This window comes from Thalassospira alkalitolerans (assembly GCF_002115745.1).
Taxonomy (GTDB): domain Bacteria; phylum Pseudomonadota; class Alphaproteobacteria; order Rhodospirillales; family Thalassospiraceae; genus Thalassospira; species Thalassospira alkalitolerans.
In genome coordinates this window covers 18,807-35,468 of record NZ_JFKB01000006.1, presented here as the reverse complement: position 1 = coordinate 35,468, position 16,662 = coordinate 18,807, and the positions used below count along the sequence as shown (strand labels likewise).

Genomic DNA, 16,662 nt, shown 5'->3' with positions numbered 1-16,662 from the left:
AAAGCCGACCGGCTTTCATCGCATTTATGGCGACCAAAGCGGATCGACTTTGCAAAACGACGTTTGCTTGGCAGGGTAATATCCGCAATATGCTATTTGAAATCTATCGGCAGTGAAAACGCATAAAACTGCGTTTCTTCTTTGATGTTGAAATTGTTGTCCGTTGCAAGGATCAGGGTCTGATACCCGTCGATTTCCGGTCCAAAGCTGATGGCTTCGATATTGTCTGTGTGACTGAAACCGAAATCACCATCCTTGATGGTCAGGATTTCTTCTTTGGAAACCGGCTGGACATCCATGCCTTTGATGCTTTTTGCACCGGCGATGTTGGTCGCCTGTTTCAGGCTGACGCGGTAAAGGCGGATATTAAAGCCAATCCCCTCGGCATAAGAGCGTTCCGTCACCAGAAAATCACCGCTCGCAAGGGCGCGGATCTCGCTAAGCCCATTGTCATTCCAGCCGTTATTCACGGCCTTGACCGGGATCTTGTCGGTTTCATAGATATATTCGGCGATGGTTTCACCGGTTACGGCATCAAGTTGCAGTATCCGTGACGGGCTGACAGCATCAAGGGATGCTTTGGGGCCATCCTGGATCAGGGCATTTTCGGTGGCGACGTAAATATGCTTGCCATCATTTGACACTGTCAGGCCTTCAAATGCCTGATTGTTATAGATGCCCCTGGTGCCATCGGAATTGGGTATATAGGCGTCCGGCAGTACAAATTCCTGCAAAAGCTTGCCATTCAAATCCGCCTTGTACAGGGCAGGGCCAACTTCGCTGGACCAGAAAATCGATTGGTAGGCATGATCAAAGGCAATGCCTTCGGGGTCGGTTGTTTTTTCGGCCCATGCCTGTCCCTGTGCGTTTTCCAGGCTGTGCATGGCGGCGATATTGATACCGGTAATGCCGTCTTTCGACAGATTGATATCGATATCATAGAATCGGGCCGGGGCTTTTTGCGAACGGTCATCGGAAATCGCGATGAATTTTCCTGTTTCCGGCTGGTAATCCAGTCCTGATATGCCACCGAACTCGACGTCGTCTATTTGCAAACCACTTGGAATCACATAGGTGCCCAGTATCGTCAGGTTATGGTCATTATCGGCAAAAGCAGGTGCCGAAAGGAAAATGAAAACCGATGTAAGGGCAAGGGCGCGCTGCATTCGAAAACCTTTTGGGCCGTTGAACGGAATTGCATCTGAAAGGATTGCGTTATGTTCAACGTTGTATGGTTGCCGAAAACTGTTTCACGGTGATGATTGTTTGGTGACGTTGGGGTGAATTGTGAGCCGCAGCCAAAAGGCATATGCCCAAATCCAGCAGGTTCGACTCGTATGTTTTTGCGTGCGCTTGGCATAAAAAGACAACAACCGGGCGCAAGGGATTACCTCGCGCCCGGTTGAATGGTTTTGTGTAATTGTCACGTTGGTTTTGCAACAATTAGCCGTAAGGCACGTTCCTAGACATTCAGAAGCAGATGTTCACGCTCCCACGCGCTGATCACGGTCTGATAGGCATCCCACTCGGCTTCTTTAACGGCCAGAACGGCTGCCGAAAATTCTTCGCCCAGCAGGTCTTTCAGCGGTTTGCACCGCTGGAATTTGGCCAGTGCTTCGTGAATATGACGCGGCAGGGAATGTGCCCGGTCATAACCTGAGCCTACGATTGGGGCCGTCGGTTCGATTTCTTCGATAATGCCAAGCAGACCACACGCAAGCGATGCGGCAATCGACAGATACGGATTGGCATCGGCACCCGGAATGCGGTTTTCGATACGACGTGCACTGGGTGGGCCGTTCGGCTGGCGCAGGCCAACTGTCCGGTTATCAAGCGACCAATGCATGTTGATCGGTGCATCCGACCAAGGCTGTAAACGGCGATAGCTGTTCATGTTTGGTGCCAAAAGCGGCATCGCAGCCGGAAGATAACGCTGCAAACCACCAATATAGTTCAGAAACATCTTGGAGTTTTCGCCATCAGGATCGGCAAACAGGTTCTCACCTGTTTTGATGTCGATGATGCTTTGATGGATATGCATGGCACTGCCCGGATGATTGCCCATCGGTTTGGCCATGAAGGTGCCGTATACGCCGTGCTTAAGCGCGGTTTCACGCAATGTCCGTTTGAACAGGAATGCCTGATCGGCCAGTTCCAGGGGATAGCCGTGATTAAAGTTCATTTCAAGCTGGGCGGGACCCGATTCGTGACTCATGGTATCAGCATCGATATCCATGGCCTCGCAATAATCATACAGGTCTTCAATCAGCGGATCGAACTCGTTGATTGCATCAATACCAAAGGCATTCGATGCCCGTTCAGGGCGTCCCGAACGGCCAATCGGCGGCTCAAGCGGGTTGTCCGGATCGGTGTTTTTGGCCACCAGATAAAATTCAAGTTCCGGAGCAATAATTGGTTTCATGCCACGTTCTTCAAACGCTTTAAGCACACGCTTAAGAACATAGCGCGGCGAGATCGAAACCTCGTCGCCATAGAAATGATAACAGTCGCAAATAATCTGTGCGGTGGGTTCTTCGTACCACGGCACGACGCGGATGGTTTCCGGATCAGGAACCATCACCACATCCTTTTCCGCCGGGTCAAGAAACGCGTCGGTTTCTTCGGGGTATCCCCCGGTGACCGTCATGGAAAAAATTGCTTCGGGGATGGCAAGGCTTTTGGCTTCAAGCCCGCGCAGAAACTTCTGCGTTGGCAAAACTTTGCCGCGCGCCACCCCGGACATGTCAGGGACAATACATTCGACTTCGTCAATTTTGCGGTCAGAAAGCCACTTTTTGAGATCGGTGCTCATGTGTAGTCGGGCGCTTTCACGCCAGTCCTTCAAAATTGCATTTTCTTGCGTTTTCCGGGCGTTTCCCGGTCAAATTCACAAGAAACAAGGGTTGTCTGATACGAGTTTAGAATATTTTTTTGTTGTTTCTTCAGTTAATAGAATTTTATGCGAACATTTTGGTGGATAGTCGAAGATATCGGTTCATATATCTGGATGGCTCCCACCAAGTTGCGCTATAGTCGATCCAGATTATAAGGGCAGCGGCTGGACGCTGGTCAAGGAGGTAAAATGAAAATCGAACATCCGTATCTTATGTTTCTTGGTGACGCGCCGGACGAACTGGCGGCAAAAACCGCAATTGGCATCAAGCAATGGCGCCCGGAATGGTGTGTTGCCCAGCTAAGCCTTCCGGGGTGCCAGGCCGATCTTGGCCTGCCGGAAAAATCAATCGCCGAAGCCCGTGCTGCTGGCGTTAAAACCCTTGTGCTTGGCGTTGCCAACCGTGGTGGTGTTATTGGACCGGCATGGATGGAAACCCTGTTGGCGGCGATTGATGCCGGCATGGATATCGCCAATGGTTTGCACACCCGTCTGTCGACGATTCCCGAACTGGTCGATGCGGCCAAGGCAAAGGGCGTAAAACTTTTCGACGTCCGTCATTTCGATGGCAAATTGCCGATCGGGAATGGTGAAAAACGTCCAGGCAAACGTGTTTTGGCCGTCGGTACCGATTGTTCGGTCGGTAAAATGTACACCGCCCTGGCCCTTGATGCCGAAATGAAAAAACGCGGTATGAAATCGACCTTCCGTGCGACCGGTCAGACCGGCATCTTTATCGCAGGCGAAGGCATTTCGGTTGATGCGGTGATTTCCGATTTTATTTCCGGTGCGGTTGAAACTATTGCACCTGCCAATGAACCCGATCACTGGGACGTTGTCGAAGGGCAGGGCAGCCTGTTCCATGCGTCCTTTGCCGGTGTGTCCATGGGCCTGATCCATGGTTCGCAACCTGATGCGATCATTGTGTGTCACGAACCGACTCGTACTCATATGCGCGGTCTGCCGGGCTATAAGCTTCCCGATCTTAAAACGACGCTGGAAGTTAACCTGATGCATGCGCGTCTGACCAACCCGGCGTGTGTGGTGGCCGGGTTTGCTATTAATACCAAGTCGCTTGATGATGCTGCCGCCAGCAAATTGTTTGCCGAAGTCGAAGCCGAATTTGGCCTGCCATGTGTTGATCCGGTCCGTACCGGCGTTGCAGCCCTCGTCGACAAATTACAGGAGATCTGATGTGCCGCACGTAAGTGTCACATCCGAAGTCTTTCCCCTGCGCGGGGCGTTCAAAATCTCGCGCGGGGCCAAGACCGAGGCCCATGTCGTCAAGGTCACCCTGACCGATGGTGATCATACGGGTTACGGGGAATGCGTTCCCTATGCCCGATATGGGGAAACTGTCGAACAGGTGATTGCCGATATCGAGGCCCAGAAAGATGCCCTTGCGCGTGGCATGACGCGCAAGGAACTGCAAAGCGCGATGAAGGCCGGTGCGGCGCGGAATGCCGTCGACTGTGCCTATTGGGATCTCGAAGCCAAACGGTTTGGCCGCCGCGCCTGGGAACTTGCCGAACGCAAGGCCCCCGAAGGTTTGGTAACGGCTGAAACGCTAAGCCTTGATACCCCCGATGCGATGCGCGAAGCCGCCCGCAAGGCGGCATCCGCACCGTTGCTCAAGCTTAAGCTGAACGGTGAAAACGTGCTGGAATCGGTGCGTGCCGTACGCGAAGGCGCGCCGACCGCGCGCCTGATTGTCGATGCGAACGAGGCATGGACGATTGCCTTGCTCGAAGATATCGGTGCGGAGCTTGATGCACTTGGCGTTGAAATGATCGAACAGCCGCTGCCCGCCGGGCAGGATGACGGTTTGATCGATATTGATTGTCCGGTGTTGCTGTGTGCCGATGAATCGGTTCATACCGTTGCGGATATTCCGCGCCTTGCCCAGCTTTACGACATGATCAATATCAAGCTCGACAAGGCCGGTGGCCTGACCGGGGCGCTTGAACTTGCCGATGCTGCGTCAAAAGTCGGCATGCAGGTTATGGTTGGCTGCATGGTTGGAACCTCGCTTGCGATGGCGCCAGCGATGATTGTCGCGGCCGGGGCCCGGATCGTTGATCTTGACGGACCGCTTTGGATGGCAAAAGACCGTGAAAACGGTCTGGTGTTTGACAAAGGTGTGATGGGGCTTCCTGATCCGGCGCTTTGGGGCTGATATCGGTTCTGTCGGTCCGGCGGATCATCTGAGCTTCAGAGCTGCTTTGTGGCATCACGTAAAATTTCCGCCACATCGGTTTCCGGTGTGGCGGTTTTATTTTTGTCATTCGCAATGGGGTTGCGAATCGTACGCAATTTTGGGTGCGCGCTATGGTTTTACTGGCATCGGGGGTGCGAAAAACAACCTAAAGAGGTTGGTTTTCGGGATCGTCTTGTGAAAACAGGCACTTATTTCTGCTATTTCGCCTCGATTTAGTTAAAAATTAACCCAAAACCACCTAGCCACCTCTTCTGGATAGTTGAATTAGCGGTTAAATCAGGGAACGATCATTCACGGGTCGGAACTTGATCGTTAAATGTGTTCTGCATTCGTCAGTTTATTTGCAGGTAGAATTTTTCCGCCGGAAGCCGAAACTTTTCCGGGGGTTCGTAATGTCTTCTATGCATAAACAAGCGAATGTTCGGTGGTTTGGAACGATAAAACCACCAAATCCGGTAGCAGTTTGAAATGGCTTTTGTCTTTCTGCGTTGCTATCGAACCTGTTTGAGCGATTTTATTCAATCAGAACACATTGAATGAACAGGTTCCGGGATTTGTTTTCGGGGCTGCTGTGGCTCCTTCGTATCGATGAGTTGGAGCTGTTCCGCGTGCTGTCTGGTTCTGAAAAAGATAGTGGGCGCTTCGCAGGCATACTGCGTTGCCGCTATCGAGACTTTCTTTATACACCACGACATGCGGAACTTTTGCATCTGCGGCGCAAGGAGTCGGTCCAGTTGACCGCACGCTTTGCTGCTCTGTTTACCATTGTATTGCTGCTGGTGGTTCCGCTTTGGGACGGGGCCTATGGGACTGGTCTTTGGCAATCGCAAACCGTGATTATGCGGTTTCTTGTGATGGCAGTTGCCACCGCGGTTTTGCTAAACCGTGCGGTCAGTTCAAAATGGCGTCGGCGCTTGCCGTATTTGCCGATGCTGCTTGTGGTTATTGCCGCGACGCTGCTTTGCGGTTTTTCCGGTAGCGACCTTAACGCCAATACCAGGATGTTAACGGCGCATAGTTTCCTGTTGATGGGGATTGTTGTGCTGGTGGCGATCATGCCGCTGACCCTGGTCGAGGCCGGGGTGATGGTGTCCCCCATTCTTATGCTGTTGGTTCTTGGCGCACGGGGGCCGGTGGCAAGTGGCTATGTGCCCCTTGAAATGGTTCTGTTTGTGTTGCTGCCGCTTTCGGTGATGGCTGCTTTGGTGCAACTTTACCGAACAATTGTTGCGGCTCAGGAAATTGCCATTGATCCGCTGACCGGGGTTTATACCCGCGCCTTTGGCATGGAAATGCTCAGTCTGAATTTCGAAACGGCCTATCGCAAACGCAGTCCGTTGACGGTGGCTTTTATCGATCTGGATGACTTCAAAAAGATCAATGACAAGTTCGGTCATGATTACGGTGATCGGATTTTGCGCGAAGTCGGTATCAATCTTTCGCAACGGTTCCGTCGCTCTGATTTGGTGATCCGCTGGGGTGGCGAGGAATTCCTTGTTATCTTGCCGGACCTGACACTTGAACGGGCCGATGAAGTCATACAGCGCGTTATGTCCCCCGGTCTTGCTGAACTGGCAAACGGTCGCGGACAGCAGGCCAGCTGTGGTCTGGCGGAACGGGTCGAAGATGCCATTTCTCAGCCCCATAACCTGATTGATCTGGCGGATCAGCGTATGTATGACGCCAAAAAACGCCGTGACCGCGAACAGATCGTCGCCGAAGGCCTGTCGGGCCGCAGAACATCCTCGGCCTCCAAGGCAAAGGCACGTCCCGACAGTGCGGCGCTTAATCAGTCGCTTAATTAGGCCCTGACCATAGGTTTCGGCCAGCCTCGTGCGCAAGATTGTCGTAAATGGCGGTCAGCACAGTGTCGCAATTTTGGTCAAACCCTGTCGTTTATGACGATCCCGATCATGGACCCGCACGCGTAAGATGGATGCTTAATCTGATTGTCTTTTCGTGTCGGTGTTGCGTGGAATGATTGATCGTTGAAACTTGCGAATAACATCATTCTCCGGCGCGGTGGCTTTGTATATCTATGCAAGCCATGAAGCCGTTCCCTGATTATCCGATCTATTATTCTCTCGTCCGGTTCTCTTTCGGTTCTCCTCCTTGTTCGCCCAGACCACCATAACGGCCATCGCCGTCATCAGCTTCCGTGAATGATCGACGTTCCTTGATCCAGTTGGGGGTATCCTTTGGATAGTCCTCTGGGGCTGTTTTGTGGCGATTCCATTGCTTCGGGCAATGGTTGTTCCGTCATGTATTCGTTGTGAAATCCATATTCATAATGGTGTCGTCCGGCGCAGACCTGTGCGGTTGGGGGATGGCAAAGTGATTTCTCATGATGGGAATCGAAGTATAAATTTTCGAATCTTGCATTGGAATCGCAGTGTTTCCGCCAATATTTTGCTGGAGTCTGTGTTGCTATTTGCCAATAGTTCATAAGTGAACCTGGGGCGGGGATGGGAAGAGTGATGAAAAAGTGACCTTAGGTGGGCGGGATTCAGTTCGAAAAAGTGTCAGTTCGATGAAATTTTGATCAAAAAAGGAGCATTTATTTTTTTGATAAAAAAACAGTCAAAAACGTGTTGCGTCCGCCTGAACTTATGGGTAATCTCCATTTGTGCGCTGCGGTAGGACGTAGCGCATTCCGGCGAGCGACTTGTCGCTCGTTTCTTGGACGTTTCCTCCCTAGACTTGGGCCGCTGTCATAGGCGGCCTTTTTTTTGTCTAAAATCAGGGATTTATGGCGTTTTGGGGTGGTGGGTGTGTTTTTCGGATCATGCTTTTCTGCTGTCCGCGCGATATTGTGCAGTGCAAATCGCCTTTCGGTTAAGTCGGTTCTGATCGCTGCTTTCCCTTTCAGGAATGAAACCTCTTAACTGTTCTTTTTGTGATGTGGTTTTCAACGGCATTGTTCTTGCCAGAGCATCCGGTGGTCTTGGCATCGATCCGGCACAATAGAAAAAGGCGCCATCATGAAAATGGCGCCTTTGAGGGATGCGATGCAGGGGGGGGGGGCTATTTTTCCCGCTTCGGATCGGTTTCCGGGAAATTGCCATCCCCGTCACCCAGCCCGCGCTGCATGATTACGCTATCGACCCAGCGGCCCAGTTTAAAGCCCGCTGATTGCAATGTCCCGGCCACCCGGAAGCCAAGCCGGGCATGCAGCCCGATAGAGGCGACATTCGCACTGTCGCCAATCACGGCCACCATCTGGCGATAGCCAAGTGCCGTGCAGCGTTTGATCAGTTCCGATAGCAATGCCCGCCCGGCACCCTTGCCGACCACATCAGGCGCGATATAGATCGTATCCTCGACCGTAAAGCGATAGGCAGGTCGCGTGCGATAGGCCCCGGCATAGGCAAAGCCTTCGACCCGGTCATTGATCTCGGCGACAAGATAGGGCAGGCCGCGTTCGCGGACATGTTGCCAACGCGATGTCAGTTCGGCGATTTCAGGCGCACGTTCTTCAAACGATGCCAGCCCATGCAAAACATGGTGGCCATAAATTTCAGTAATGCGGCCGAAATCCTCGGGCTCTGCATCGCGGATGACAAGATTGCCAAGCGCATCGTCATTGTTGCGGGGCGCAGCGCCGGAAACGGGGTGGCTGGTCATCAAAAAGAATTCCCGTCAAGATCATGGAAGCACGAAATCAGATGCGTCATCTGGTCGCGCAGGGTGTCAAAGCCGCGATGGGGAGTGATCGTGTTTTCGTCCATATACAGGGCTCGTGAAAGCTCTATCTGCAGGCTGTGCACATGGTCTTGCGGTTGCCCGTAATGACGTGTGCAGAACCCGCCAGCATATGGATCATTATGCGCCGGAGTGAAACCCAGATCGCGGACACGATCTTCGACAAAGCGCGTCAAAGACGGATGGCAGGAACTTCCATAGCAATCCCCCAGAACCAGATCAACGCGGTTTTTATTACTGTCAACAGAATCGCCGGGCATTGAATGGCAATCAATCAGGATGCAGTAACCAAATTCCTCGCGTGTTGCATCAATCAGTTTGCGCAAGGCGGCGTGATAGGGCTGATAATAAACCTCGATCCGGCGCAATGCCTCGGCCACGGGCAGGCGGGATTTATAAATCTCGATCCCGCCACTGACAACACGCGGGATCGATCCCAATCCCGATAACGCGCGCATCGAATGCACATCGGCATCCGAGGGCAGGGGGCCATCAAACATGCGCGGGTCAAGTTCAAGTGCGCCGCGATTGACATCAACAAAGGCGCGCGGAAAAGTCGCGCATAGCATCGGCGCGCCAAGCTTGGGCGCGCTGGCAAACAGTTGATCGACAAAGGCATCTTCGGAGGCACGCAACGCAAAAGAGTCAATGCGCGCGCTTTCAACAAGATCCTGCGGGTACTGGCGCCCGGAATGGGGTGATGCAAAGACCACAGGCAAGGTTTGCCTGAGTGGCAGGATCACGGTTGCCGGTCCACTGCCGGTAAGGTCCGATGGCAACTGGTTCATTGTCGTTTGTTACGTCTTCCCTAAACTGGACGGTGATCATAGCAACAGCGATCCTTCCCGTCCCCCATAGATGAAGATTTTTTGTCAAAAATCCAATTGAGGGGTTGCACCTTTTACGGCCTTGGGCTAAATACCGCCTCGCCGTTACAAACGGTGCTGGCCAAGCTTTCTGTCACGAAAGCCGGTCAGATGAAAGATGGATAAGAGGGCCTATAGCTCAGTTGGTTAGAGCGTTCGCTTGACATGCGAGAGGTCACAAGTTCGAGTCTTGTTAGGCCCACCATCTTTCCGCACATTTAGGGGCCTATAGCTCAGTTGGTTAGAGCGTTCGCTTGACATGCGAGAGGTCACAAGTTCGAGTCTTGTTAGGCCCACCATTCCCGCCCCGCCGGTTTGCCGCGCGGGGTTTTGTGTGTCTTCACGTCATTAAATTCATCTGAAACAAAAAACACGGCGCCATGTGGCAACCGTGTTGTTGTGGTGTGTTGTGCTGTTGTTATACGGCGAATGATGCGCCCTGATCGGGAATTCAGATGTCCGGCCAGTTGGTGATTGGCCCGCGCCATGCCTCATAGGCACGGGCGATCTGAAACAGTTTCAAATCTTCAAACCGCGGTGCGACGATTTGAAGCCCGATGGGAATGCCGGTTTGTGAATAGCCACAATTAATCGAACAGGCCGGTTGTTCACCCATATTCCACGGTACGGTAAAACAGATATGCTCAAACGGTTTTGCCGGGTCATTGGTCGGCGATGCCCAATCGGCCGGATAGCTGACATTGGGGTTCACCGGCGACAGGATGAAATCAACCTTGTCAAAGGCATCCGCACAAGTTTTGCGCATGGCAAAGGTCTGATCGAACCCGCTTGCGATTTCGGTCGGGTTGGCGGATGCACCGGCTTCGGCCCATTCATGGATATAGGGCAGGATTTTTGAACGGTTGGCTGGGCTTAGTTTGCGCATCATACCCCAGAACCGTGCCCGCCATGCGATATCAAGTCCATCTAACATCTCGCGGGTCAGGACCGGTTCGATCTCGATAATTTCGGCCCCGTGCACTTCGAATTCTTTGGCGGCGGCCAGGATAGCGGCCTTAACGTCCGGCTCGGCGTCAATGCCGCATCCAGCATCCATCATCAAACCGATCTTAACACCCCTTACATCCATCGCGGGCGCGTCCCAGTCGATATCCTGATAGGGAAGCGACGTCGCATCGCGCGTATCGGGGCGCGTCACACAGGCCATTAAAAGGGCGGCATCATCAACACGTGGTGTCATCGGCCCGGCACAGCGGCCAGTGTAATACGGATCAATCGGAATGCGGCCCAGCGATGGTTTAAAGCCAAACAGGCCCGTCCACCCTGCTGGAAGCCGGACAGAGCCGCCAATATCGGTTCCGATATGCAACGGCCCATATCCGGCGGCCCCGGCGGCGGCGGCCCCCGCGCTGGACCCGCCGGGGTTCTGGCTTAAATCCCATGGATTGCGGCTAAGCGGGTGAAAGGTCGAAAGACCGGAGCTAAGCATGCCGTAATCCGGGCAGGTGGTCTTGGCAAAGATAATCGCCCCGTCTTCGTTAAGGCGGGCGGCTGTTGGGGCATCTTCGGCGGCGGGGACCAAATCAATTGCCGCCGTTCCCATCGGGACCGGTTCGTCCTTGGTTGCAATCAGTTCCTTGACCGTGACCGGCATGCCATCAAGTGGTCCAACCGGTTCGCCCTTTACCCAACGGCTTTCCGATGCGCGGGCCTTGGCCATCGCGTCGTCGGGCTTATAGGCATAAAGTGCACAGACTTTTGGTTCACAGGTTTCCACCCGGTCACAAAGGGCCGCCATATAATCGACCGGCGAAATGGTTTTATCCTGAAATCCTTTCAGGACGTCACGGGCAGAAAGATCAAGCAATTCAGACATTGGTGGCACCTTTGGGCAGGATTTGAACAGGCGGGGTAAGGGGCGGTTTTCTGTCGGTATTCATTTGGTTTTATGGCGCACGCGCCGCACGCCATGCCTTGCGCCCGATATGTTCAAGGGTCGGTTCGGCATTCATCAAGCGCCGGGTATAGGCTTCTTGTGGGGCATTCAATACCGCATCGGTCGGGCCGGTTTCGACCAGCTTGCCATGTTCCAGAACGACAACATCGTCACATATTTCTTCGACCACACTGATATTGTGGGTGATGAACAGAACCGAAATGCCGTGTTCGGCGCGCAGTTTAAGGATCAGCTCAAGGATTTGTTTTTGCACTGTCAGGTCAAGGGCCGATGTCGCCTCGTCGGCGACCACCAGCTTGGGCTTGGTGATCAGGGCGCGGGCAATGGCAATGCGCTGGCGCTGGCCACCGGAAAATTCATGCGGGAAACGGTTCATGTCATCGGCGCGAAGCCCGACATCTTCAAGCAATGCGGCAATGCGATCGCGCTTTGCCGTGCCACTTGGTGCGTTTTGTTCAAGATAAAGCGGTTCGGCAATCAGCCGTCCGACATTATGGCGCGGGTCCAGTGATCCATACGGGTCCTGAAAGATCATCTGAAAATCCCGCCGTGCGGTGCGAAGGGCCGCAGGCGATAAATCAAAAAGGCTTTGCCCATTGATATGGACCGTGCCCGATGTCGGGTGATCAAGCGCCATGACAATACGCGCCAGTGTCGATTTCCCCGATCCGCTTTCCCCGACAACGCCAAGGATTTTTCCCGCGTCAAGCGACAGGGATACATTGTCCAATGCGGTAAGTTCCCCATCACACAGATCAAATTTCCGGGTCAGGTTGCTGATGTCCAGAAGTTTAGTCATGATTTGCCTCCGATCCGGTCATGGCCCCGGTTTGATCAAGGCTTTTACGCGCCCGGCTTGGCATCGCATTCAGGAGTTTGCGGGTATAATCATGTGTCGGGGATCGCAGGACGCGTTCTGTGTCGCCCTGTTCCATTTCATCGCCGCGATACATCACCAATGTGCGATCAGCAATCCGGGCAATCACGCCCAAATCATGCGAAATCAGGATCAGTGAAATCCCCAAATCCGTGACAAGGTCATCAAGGATATCAAGGATTTCGGCCTGTACCGTGACATCAAGCGCGGTGGTCGGTTCATCCGCAATCAACAAATCGGGTTTGAGCGCAATCGCAATTGCAATGCCGACGCGCTGGCGCTGCCCGCCCGACATTTCATGCGGATAGCTGTCAATGCGCGTTGCGGCCTGCGGGATTTGCACCATTTCAAGCAACCGAAGCGCCTCGTTGCGGGCATCGTGTTTGGACATGCCTTTGTGCAGGCGAAGCCCCTCGGCGATTTGGTTGCCAACAGTCATTGCCGGGTTAAGGGCCGACATCGGTTCCTGAAAAATCATGCCGATCTTGCGGCCGCGCAAGTCACACAGGCGGCGTTCCGGCACGGCAAGAAGGTCTTCGCCTTCAAACCGGATCTGCCCGCTGGTGTGTGCGCTGCCGGGCAATAATCCCATGATCGCCAGCGACAGGACTGATTTCCCCGATCCGCTTTCCCCGACAATGCCAAGGGTTTCGCCGCGATCAAGGTCAAGATTGATGCCGTGCACGACTTCGGTGCGCGCACCGGTGCTGTGGTCAAATGATACCCGAAGGTCTTTGATCGAAAGCATCATGATGCCTGTTTCCTTCGTGGGTCGGTAAGATCACGCAGGCCATCGCCCAAAAGGTTCAATCCAAGCACGGCAAGCGCAATCGCAATGCCGGGCGCCATCACCAGATGCGGTGCGCTGCTGATATAGGTCTGCGCATCGGCAAGCATGCGGCCCCAGCTTGGCGTTGGCGGGGCGATGCCCATGCCAAGGAAGCTAAGCCCCGCCTCGGCAAGGATGCCAAGACCTGTCTGGATGGCAAACTGCACCAAAAGCTGGGCGGAAATATTTGGCAAAACATGTTCGATGGTGATCAGGGCTTGGCCTTTGCCGGCCATCCGGGCGGCTTTGATATAATCACGCGACCAGATTTGCAGTGCCGCCCCGCGTGATACCCGGGCAAAGACCGGGATCATGAAAACGCCAATCGCAATGATCGATGTCATGCCGCCGGGGCCCAGCAACGCGCCCAAAAGAATGGCGGATAAAATCGGTGGAAAGGCAAACAGCACGCTGTTGATCCAGCCCGTTGCCTTTTCAAAAAGGCCGCGCCGTGCGGCCGCACTGACCCCGATCAGGGTGCCGATGGATCCGCCAATTACGGTGGCCGTCACCGCAATGCCAAGCGACGTCCATCCTCCGGCCATGATCAGTGAAAATACATCGCGCCCAATCTGATCCGCGCCCAAAATCCCGGCATCCCCCGGACCTTTAAGACGGTTCAGAATATTCATTTTTACCGGGTCGTGCGGTGTCCAGAAACGGCTGAGAATTGCCGAACCGACCAGCAGCAATGAAATGGCACCACCCAGCCAAAGATTAAGGGGAATCCGTTTCATTTGTGCGTCCGTAATCTGGGATCAAGGACGGCGTAAAGGCCATCCACAATCAGGTTCACAATGATCACGATGATCGCAAACATCAGGACCACGTTTTGAATGACAATCAGGTCGCGCTGCGACAAGGCCTGATAGGCAAGGGTGCCGATCCCGGGCAGGGTAAAGACGTTTTCAACCAGAACCGCGCCGGAAATCAGAAACGGAATTTGAAGCCCCAGCATGGTGACCACCGGCAACATCGCATTGGGCACGGTATGAAGCCAAAGTGCCCGATTGCGGCCAAGCCCCTTGGCGCGTGCGGTGCGGACGAAATCTTCGTGGGTGACTTCAATCACGGCGGCACGGGTCACACGGGTCAGGACGGCGGCCTGTGGGATGGCAAGTGAAATAGCGGGCAGGATCAGGGCCGAAAACGCCTTGCCAAAATCATCACCCCATCCGGGGAACCCCCCGGCCGGAAACCAACCCAGCCCCAGCGAGACAAACAGGATTAATAACAACCCGATCCAGAAATTCGGCACCGCAATCCCGAATTGCGAAAAGATTGTCGCAACCCCGTCGGTCACCGCTCCGGGGCGGGCAGCCGCCCAAACGCCAAGCGGCAATGAAATGCCAATCGCCAGCAAGGTCGCCAGCAGGGTCAATGGCACGGTCACCGCCAGCCGATCACCGATCAATTCGGCAACCGGGGTGCCATAGGTATATGAATTGCCAAGATCACCCGTGATCACACCGCCAAGCCAACTGGCATAGCGAACCATCATTGGCCGATCCAGGCCAAGCTCGGCCCGAAGGGCGGCCACGGTATCGGGCTGGGCCGATGTACCCAACATGATTTCGGCGGGGTCACCCGGGGCCGCTTCGATCAACACAAAGATCAGAAACGAGGTGACAAGAAGGACAAAAAGATATCCTGCTGCCCGGCGCATATATTTGCTTGCTGCGTTCATGGGCTTTCACGACTTGCAGAAAAAATGAAAAGCGCGGGCGACCGGGCTGGCAATTATGGTCATGTCAAACCGGCCGTGGGTGGTGGCGCGCGGGGTGGCTTTTATTCTGACCAGCTTACATCGGTCATATCATTGGATGGCACCGGCCCATTTTCCCAGATACCGGTCAGCTTGGCATCCCAAACACCCAGTTTTGGTGCGGAATACAGGAATAGTGCCGGAACATCATGACCGATGATTTCCTGTGCCTTTTTAAATCCGGCAGCGCGTGCATCGGGCGTGGTTGCAGCGGCGATATCATCCATCACCGCGTCAAATGCCGGATTGTTGTAATTAAAATAATACGGGTGGCGCGCATAAATCCCGATATCAAGCGGTTCGGCATGGCCGATGATGGTCATGTCGTAATTGGTGTCTTTGAACACATCCTTAATCCAGCCTGCCGGGAAATCGGAACTTTCGATCTTGGCCATCACCCCGATCTGGGTAAACAGGGCTTGCAGGATTTCAGCCGACCGCGTCGCATAGCTGCGCGTCGGGACTTTCATGGTGAATTCGAACCCGTTTGGATATCCGGCCTCGGCCAAAAGGGCCTTGGCGGCATCAATGTCAAAGCCGTACTCGCCGGTCAGATCAACATAATACGGGCTGGCCGGGGAAAAATGGCTGCCAATCGGGTTGCCAAATCCGCTTTCGACACCCTGGATCAGGATGTTGCGATCCACCGCCATCATTAATGCCTGCCGCACGCGAATGTCATCAAACGGCGGGCGGGTGTTATTCATCCCGGCGACGATTTCCATCTCGCCGACACCGACATGGGTTGAAAGGCTGTCATCGCCCTTGAACTGGCTGAAAAGTTCCGGGGCTTCGAATTTACCAAATACATCAACATCATGCGACAGGATGGCGGCGGCCTGTGCCTGTGGATCGGAAATGAACCGGGCGGTAATCGCATCAAGCGACGGCTTTTCGCCCCAATACCCATCATAGGCCGACATCAAAACCCGGTCGCCCTTGCGCCATTCATCAAATTTGAACGGGCCGGTACCGGTTGGCGTGGTTTTATTGCTGTCTGCGGTGGATGGTTCAACCATGACAGCTGATGGGAAACCAAGCCAGTAAATCAGGTTCGATGACGGCTTTGACAAATGCAGAACAAGGGTTGCGGTATCCGGGGCATCGACACTGTCGATCACGCTATAAAGCGCCTTTTGCCCATTGGTGCTGTCTTTGGACAGGATGCGATCAAGGGTGAATTTCGCCGTCGTACTGTCAAACGTCACGCCGTTATGGAATGTCACATCGGGGCGTAGCGTAAAGGTATATGTCAGACCATCATCGGAAAGCGTCCATGCGCTTGCCAGTTGCGGCGTGATATTGCCATCGCGATCAACGGCCACCAGACCTTCGAAAACGTTTTGCCATGTGACTTCACCCGATGCGACCGGGGCGCCAACGGTCGGGTCAAGTCCTGCCGGTTCAACGGGCTGGCCAAATGTGACATTGCCCGCCGCAAGGGACAGCGACGGTGCAAGCGCAATCAGTGCTGCTGTTGATACGGCGCAGGCCATGTTTCGGATCGATTTGTAACGGTACGGCATGGTGGTCCCCCTGATGTGACCTGTTTTGTTTTTTTGAAAATGTCGCTGTTGCTGTAACAGAGACTATT

13 protein-coding genes and 2 tRNA genes are annotated in these 16,662 nt (G+C 54.0%); 5 read left to right on the top strand and 10 right to left on the bottom strand.

All coding sequences use genetic code 11. The annotated features are described in order from the left end of the window. Nucleotides 1-92 precede the first annotated feature (92 nt). Together TALK_RS09860 and TALK_RS09855 are read right to left on the bottom strand one after the other, a co-directional pair. Nucleotides 93-1,166, bottom strand: coding sequence for an esterase-like activity of phytase family protein (locus TALK_RS09860; RefSeq protein ID WP_085618349.1), 1,074 nt, complete (start codon nt 1,164-1,166; stop codon nt 93-95). A 296-nt stretch (nt 1,167-1,462) separates the two neighbouring features. Beyond that, nucleotides 1,463-2,812 (bottom strand): glutamine synthetase family protein, encoded by a 1,350-nt coding sequence (locus TALK_RS09855; protein ID WP_085618347.1) that lies wholly within the window; start codon nt 2,810-2,812, stop codon nt 1,463-1,465. A 270-nt stretch (nt 2,813-3,082) separates the two neighbouring features. Here TALK_RS09855 and dgcN point away from each other — a divergent pair, with 270 nt between their 5' ends. From dgcN to TALK_RS09840, 3 genes are all read left to right on the top strand, one after another. Then, on the top strand, nt 3,083-4,087 hold the full coding sequence (dgcN, locus tag TALK_RS09850) for an N-acetyltransferase DgcN (RefSeq protein ID WP_085618345.1): 1,005 nt from the start codon (nt 3,083-3,085) through the stop codon (nt 4,085-4,087). A gap of 1 nt (nt 4,088) precedes the next feature. Next, on the top strand, nt 4,089-5,069 hold the full coding sequence (dgcA, locus tag TALK_RS09845; RefSeq protein WP_085618343.1) for an N-acetyl-D-Glu racemase DgcA: 981 nt from the start codon (nt 4,089-4,091) through the stop codon (nt 5,067-5,069). A 776-nt stretch (nt 5,070-5,845) separates the two neighbouring features. Next, complete coding sequence (locus TALK_RS09840; RefSeq protein ID WP_245829824.1) at nt 5,846-6,916, top strand: GGDEF domain-containing protein; 1,071 nt, start codon at nt 5,846-5,848, stop codon at nt 6,914-6,916. Between the two features lie 1,219 nt (nt 6,917-8,135). On the opposite strand, the gene TALK_RS09835 is transcribed toward TALK_RS09840, so the two are convergent. Both TALK_RS09835 and TALK_RS09830 read right to left on the bottom strand, forming a co-directional pair. Continuing rightward, complete coding sequence (locus TALK_RS09835) at nt 8,136-8,735, bottom strand: GNAT family N-acetyltransferase (RefSeq protein WP_085618341.1); 600 nt, start codon at nt 8,733-8,735, stop codon at nt 8,136-8,138. After that, a complete protein-coding gene (locus tag TALK_RS09830; RefSeq protein WP_085618339.1) occupies nt 8,735-9,601 on the bottom strand; it encodes an N-formylglutamate amidohydrolase in 867 nt (288 codons plus the stop codon). Before TALK_RS09830 ends, TALK_RS09835 begins: the two co-directional genes overlap by 1 nt. 206 nt (nt 9,602-9,807) lie before the next feature. On the opposite strand from TALK_RS09830, the gene TALK_RS09825 reads away from it, so the two are divergent. Together TALK_RS09825 and TALK_RS09820 are read left to right on the top strand one after the other, a co-directional pair. Further along, nucleotides 9,808-9,884 (top strand) — tRNA-Val (locus tag TALK_RS09825). A gap of 17 nt (nt 9,885-9,901) precedes the next feature. Then, nucleotides 9,902-9,978: transfer RNA gene (locus tag TALK_RS09820), tRNA-Val, on the top strand. Between the two features lie 152 nt (nt 9,979-10,130). Here TALK_RS09820 and TALK_RS09815 read toward each other — a convergent pair. The 6 genes from TALK_RS09815 to TALK_RS09790 form a co-directional block, all read right to left on the bottom strand. After that, nucleotides 10,131-11,516: an amidase gene (locus TALK_RS09815; RefSeq protein WP_085618337.1), complete on the bottom strand. Its 1,386-nt coding sequence runs from the start codon at nt 11,514-11,516 to the stop codon at nt 10,131-10,133. Nucleotides 11,517-11,586: 70 nt separating this feature from the next. Beyond that, nucleotides 11,587-12,396, bottom strand: coding sequence for an ATP-binding cassette domain-containing protein (locus TALK_RS09810; RefSeq protein WP_085618335.1), 810 nt, complete (start codon nt 12,394-12,396; stop codon nt 11,587-11,589). Beyond that, nucleotides 12,389-13,225 carry an ATP-binding cassette domain-containing protein gene (locus TALK_RS09805; protein WP_085618333.1) on the bottom strand — a complete coding sequence of 279 codons (837 nt, stop codon included), beginning with the start codon at nt 13,223-13,225 and terminating at the stop codon, nt 12,389-12,391. Before TALK_RS09805 ends, TALK_RS09810 begins: the two co-directional genes overlap by 8 nt. Beyond that, nucleotides 13,222-14,040: an ABC transporter permease gene (locus TALK_RS09800; protein WP_085618331.1), complete on the bottom strand. Its 819-nt coding sequence runs from the start codon at nt 14,038-14,040 to the stop codon at nt 13,222-13,224. Before TALK_RS09800 ends, TALK_RS09805 begins: the two co-directional genes overlap by 4 nt. Further along, nucleotides 14,037-14,990 carry an ABC transporter permease gene (locus tag TALK_RS09795; protein ID WP_085618329.1) on the bottom strand — a complete coding sequence of 318 codons (954 nt, stop codon included), beginning with the start codon at nt 14,988-14,990 and terminating at the stop codon, nt 14,037-14,039. Before TALK_RS09795 ends, TALK_RS09800 begins: the two co-directional genes overlap by 4 nt. Before the next feature lie 101 nt (nt 14,991-15,091). Further along, complete coding sequence (locus tag TALK_RS09790) at nt 15,092-16,594, bottom strand: ABC transporter substrate-binding protein (RefSeq protein ID WP_085618327.1); 1,503 nt, start codon at nt 16,592-16,594, stop codon at nt 15,092-15,094. Between the last annotated feature and the right edge of the window lie 68 nt (nt 16,595-16,662).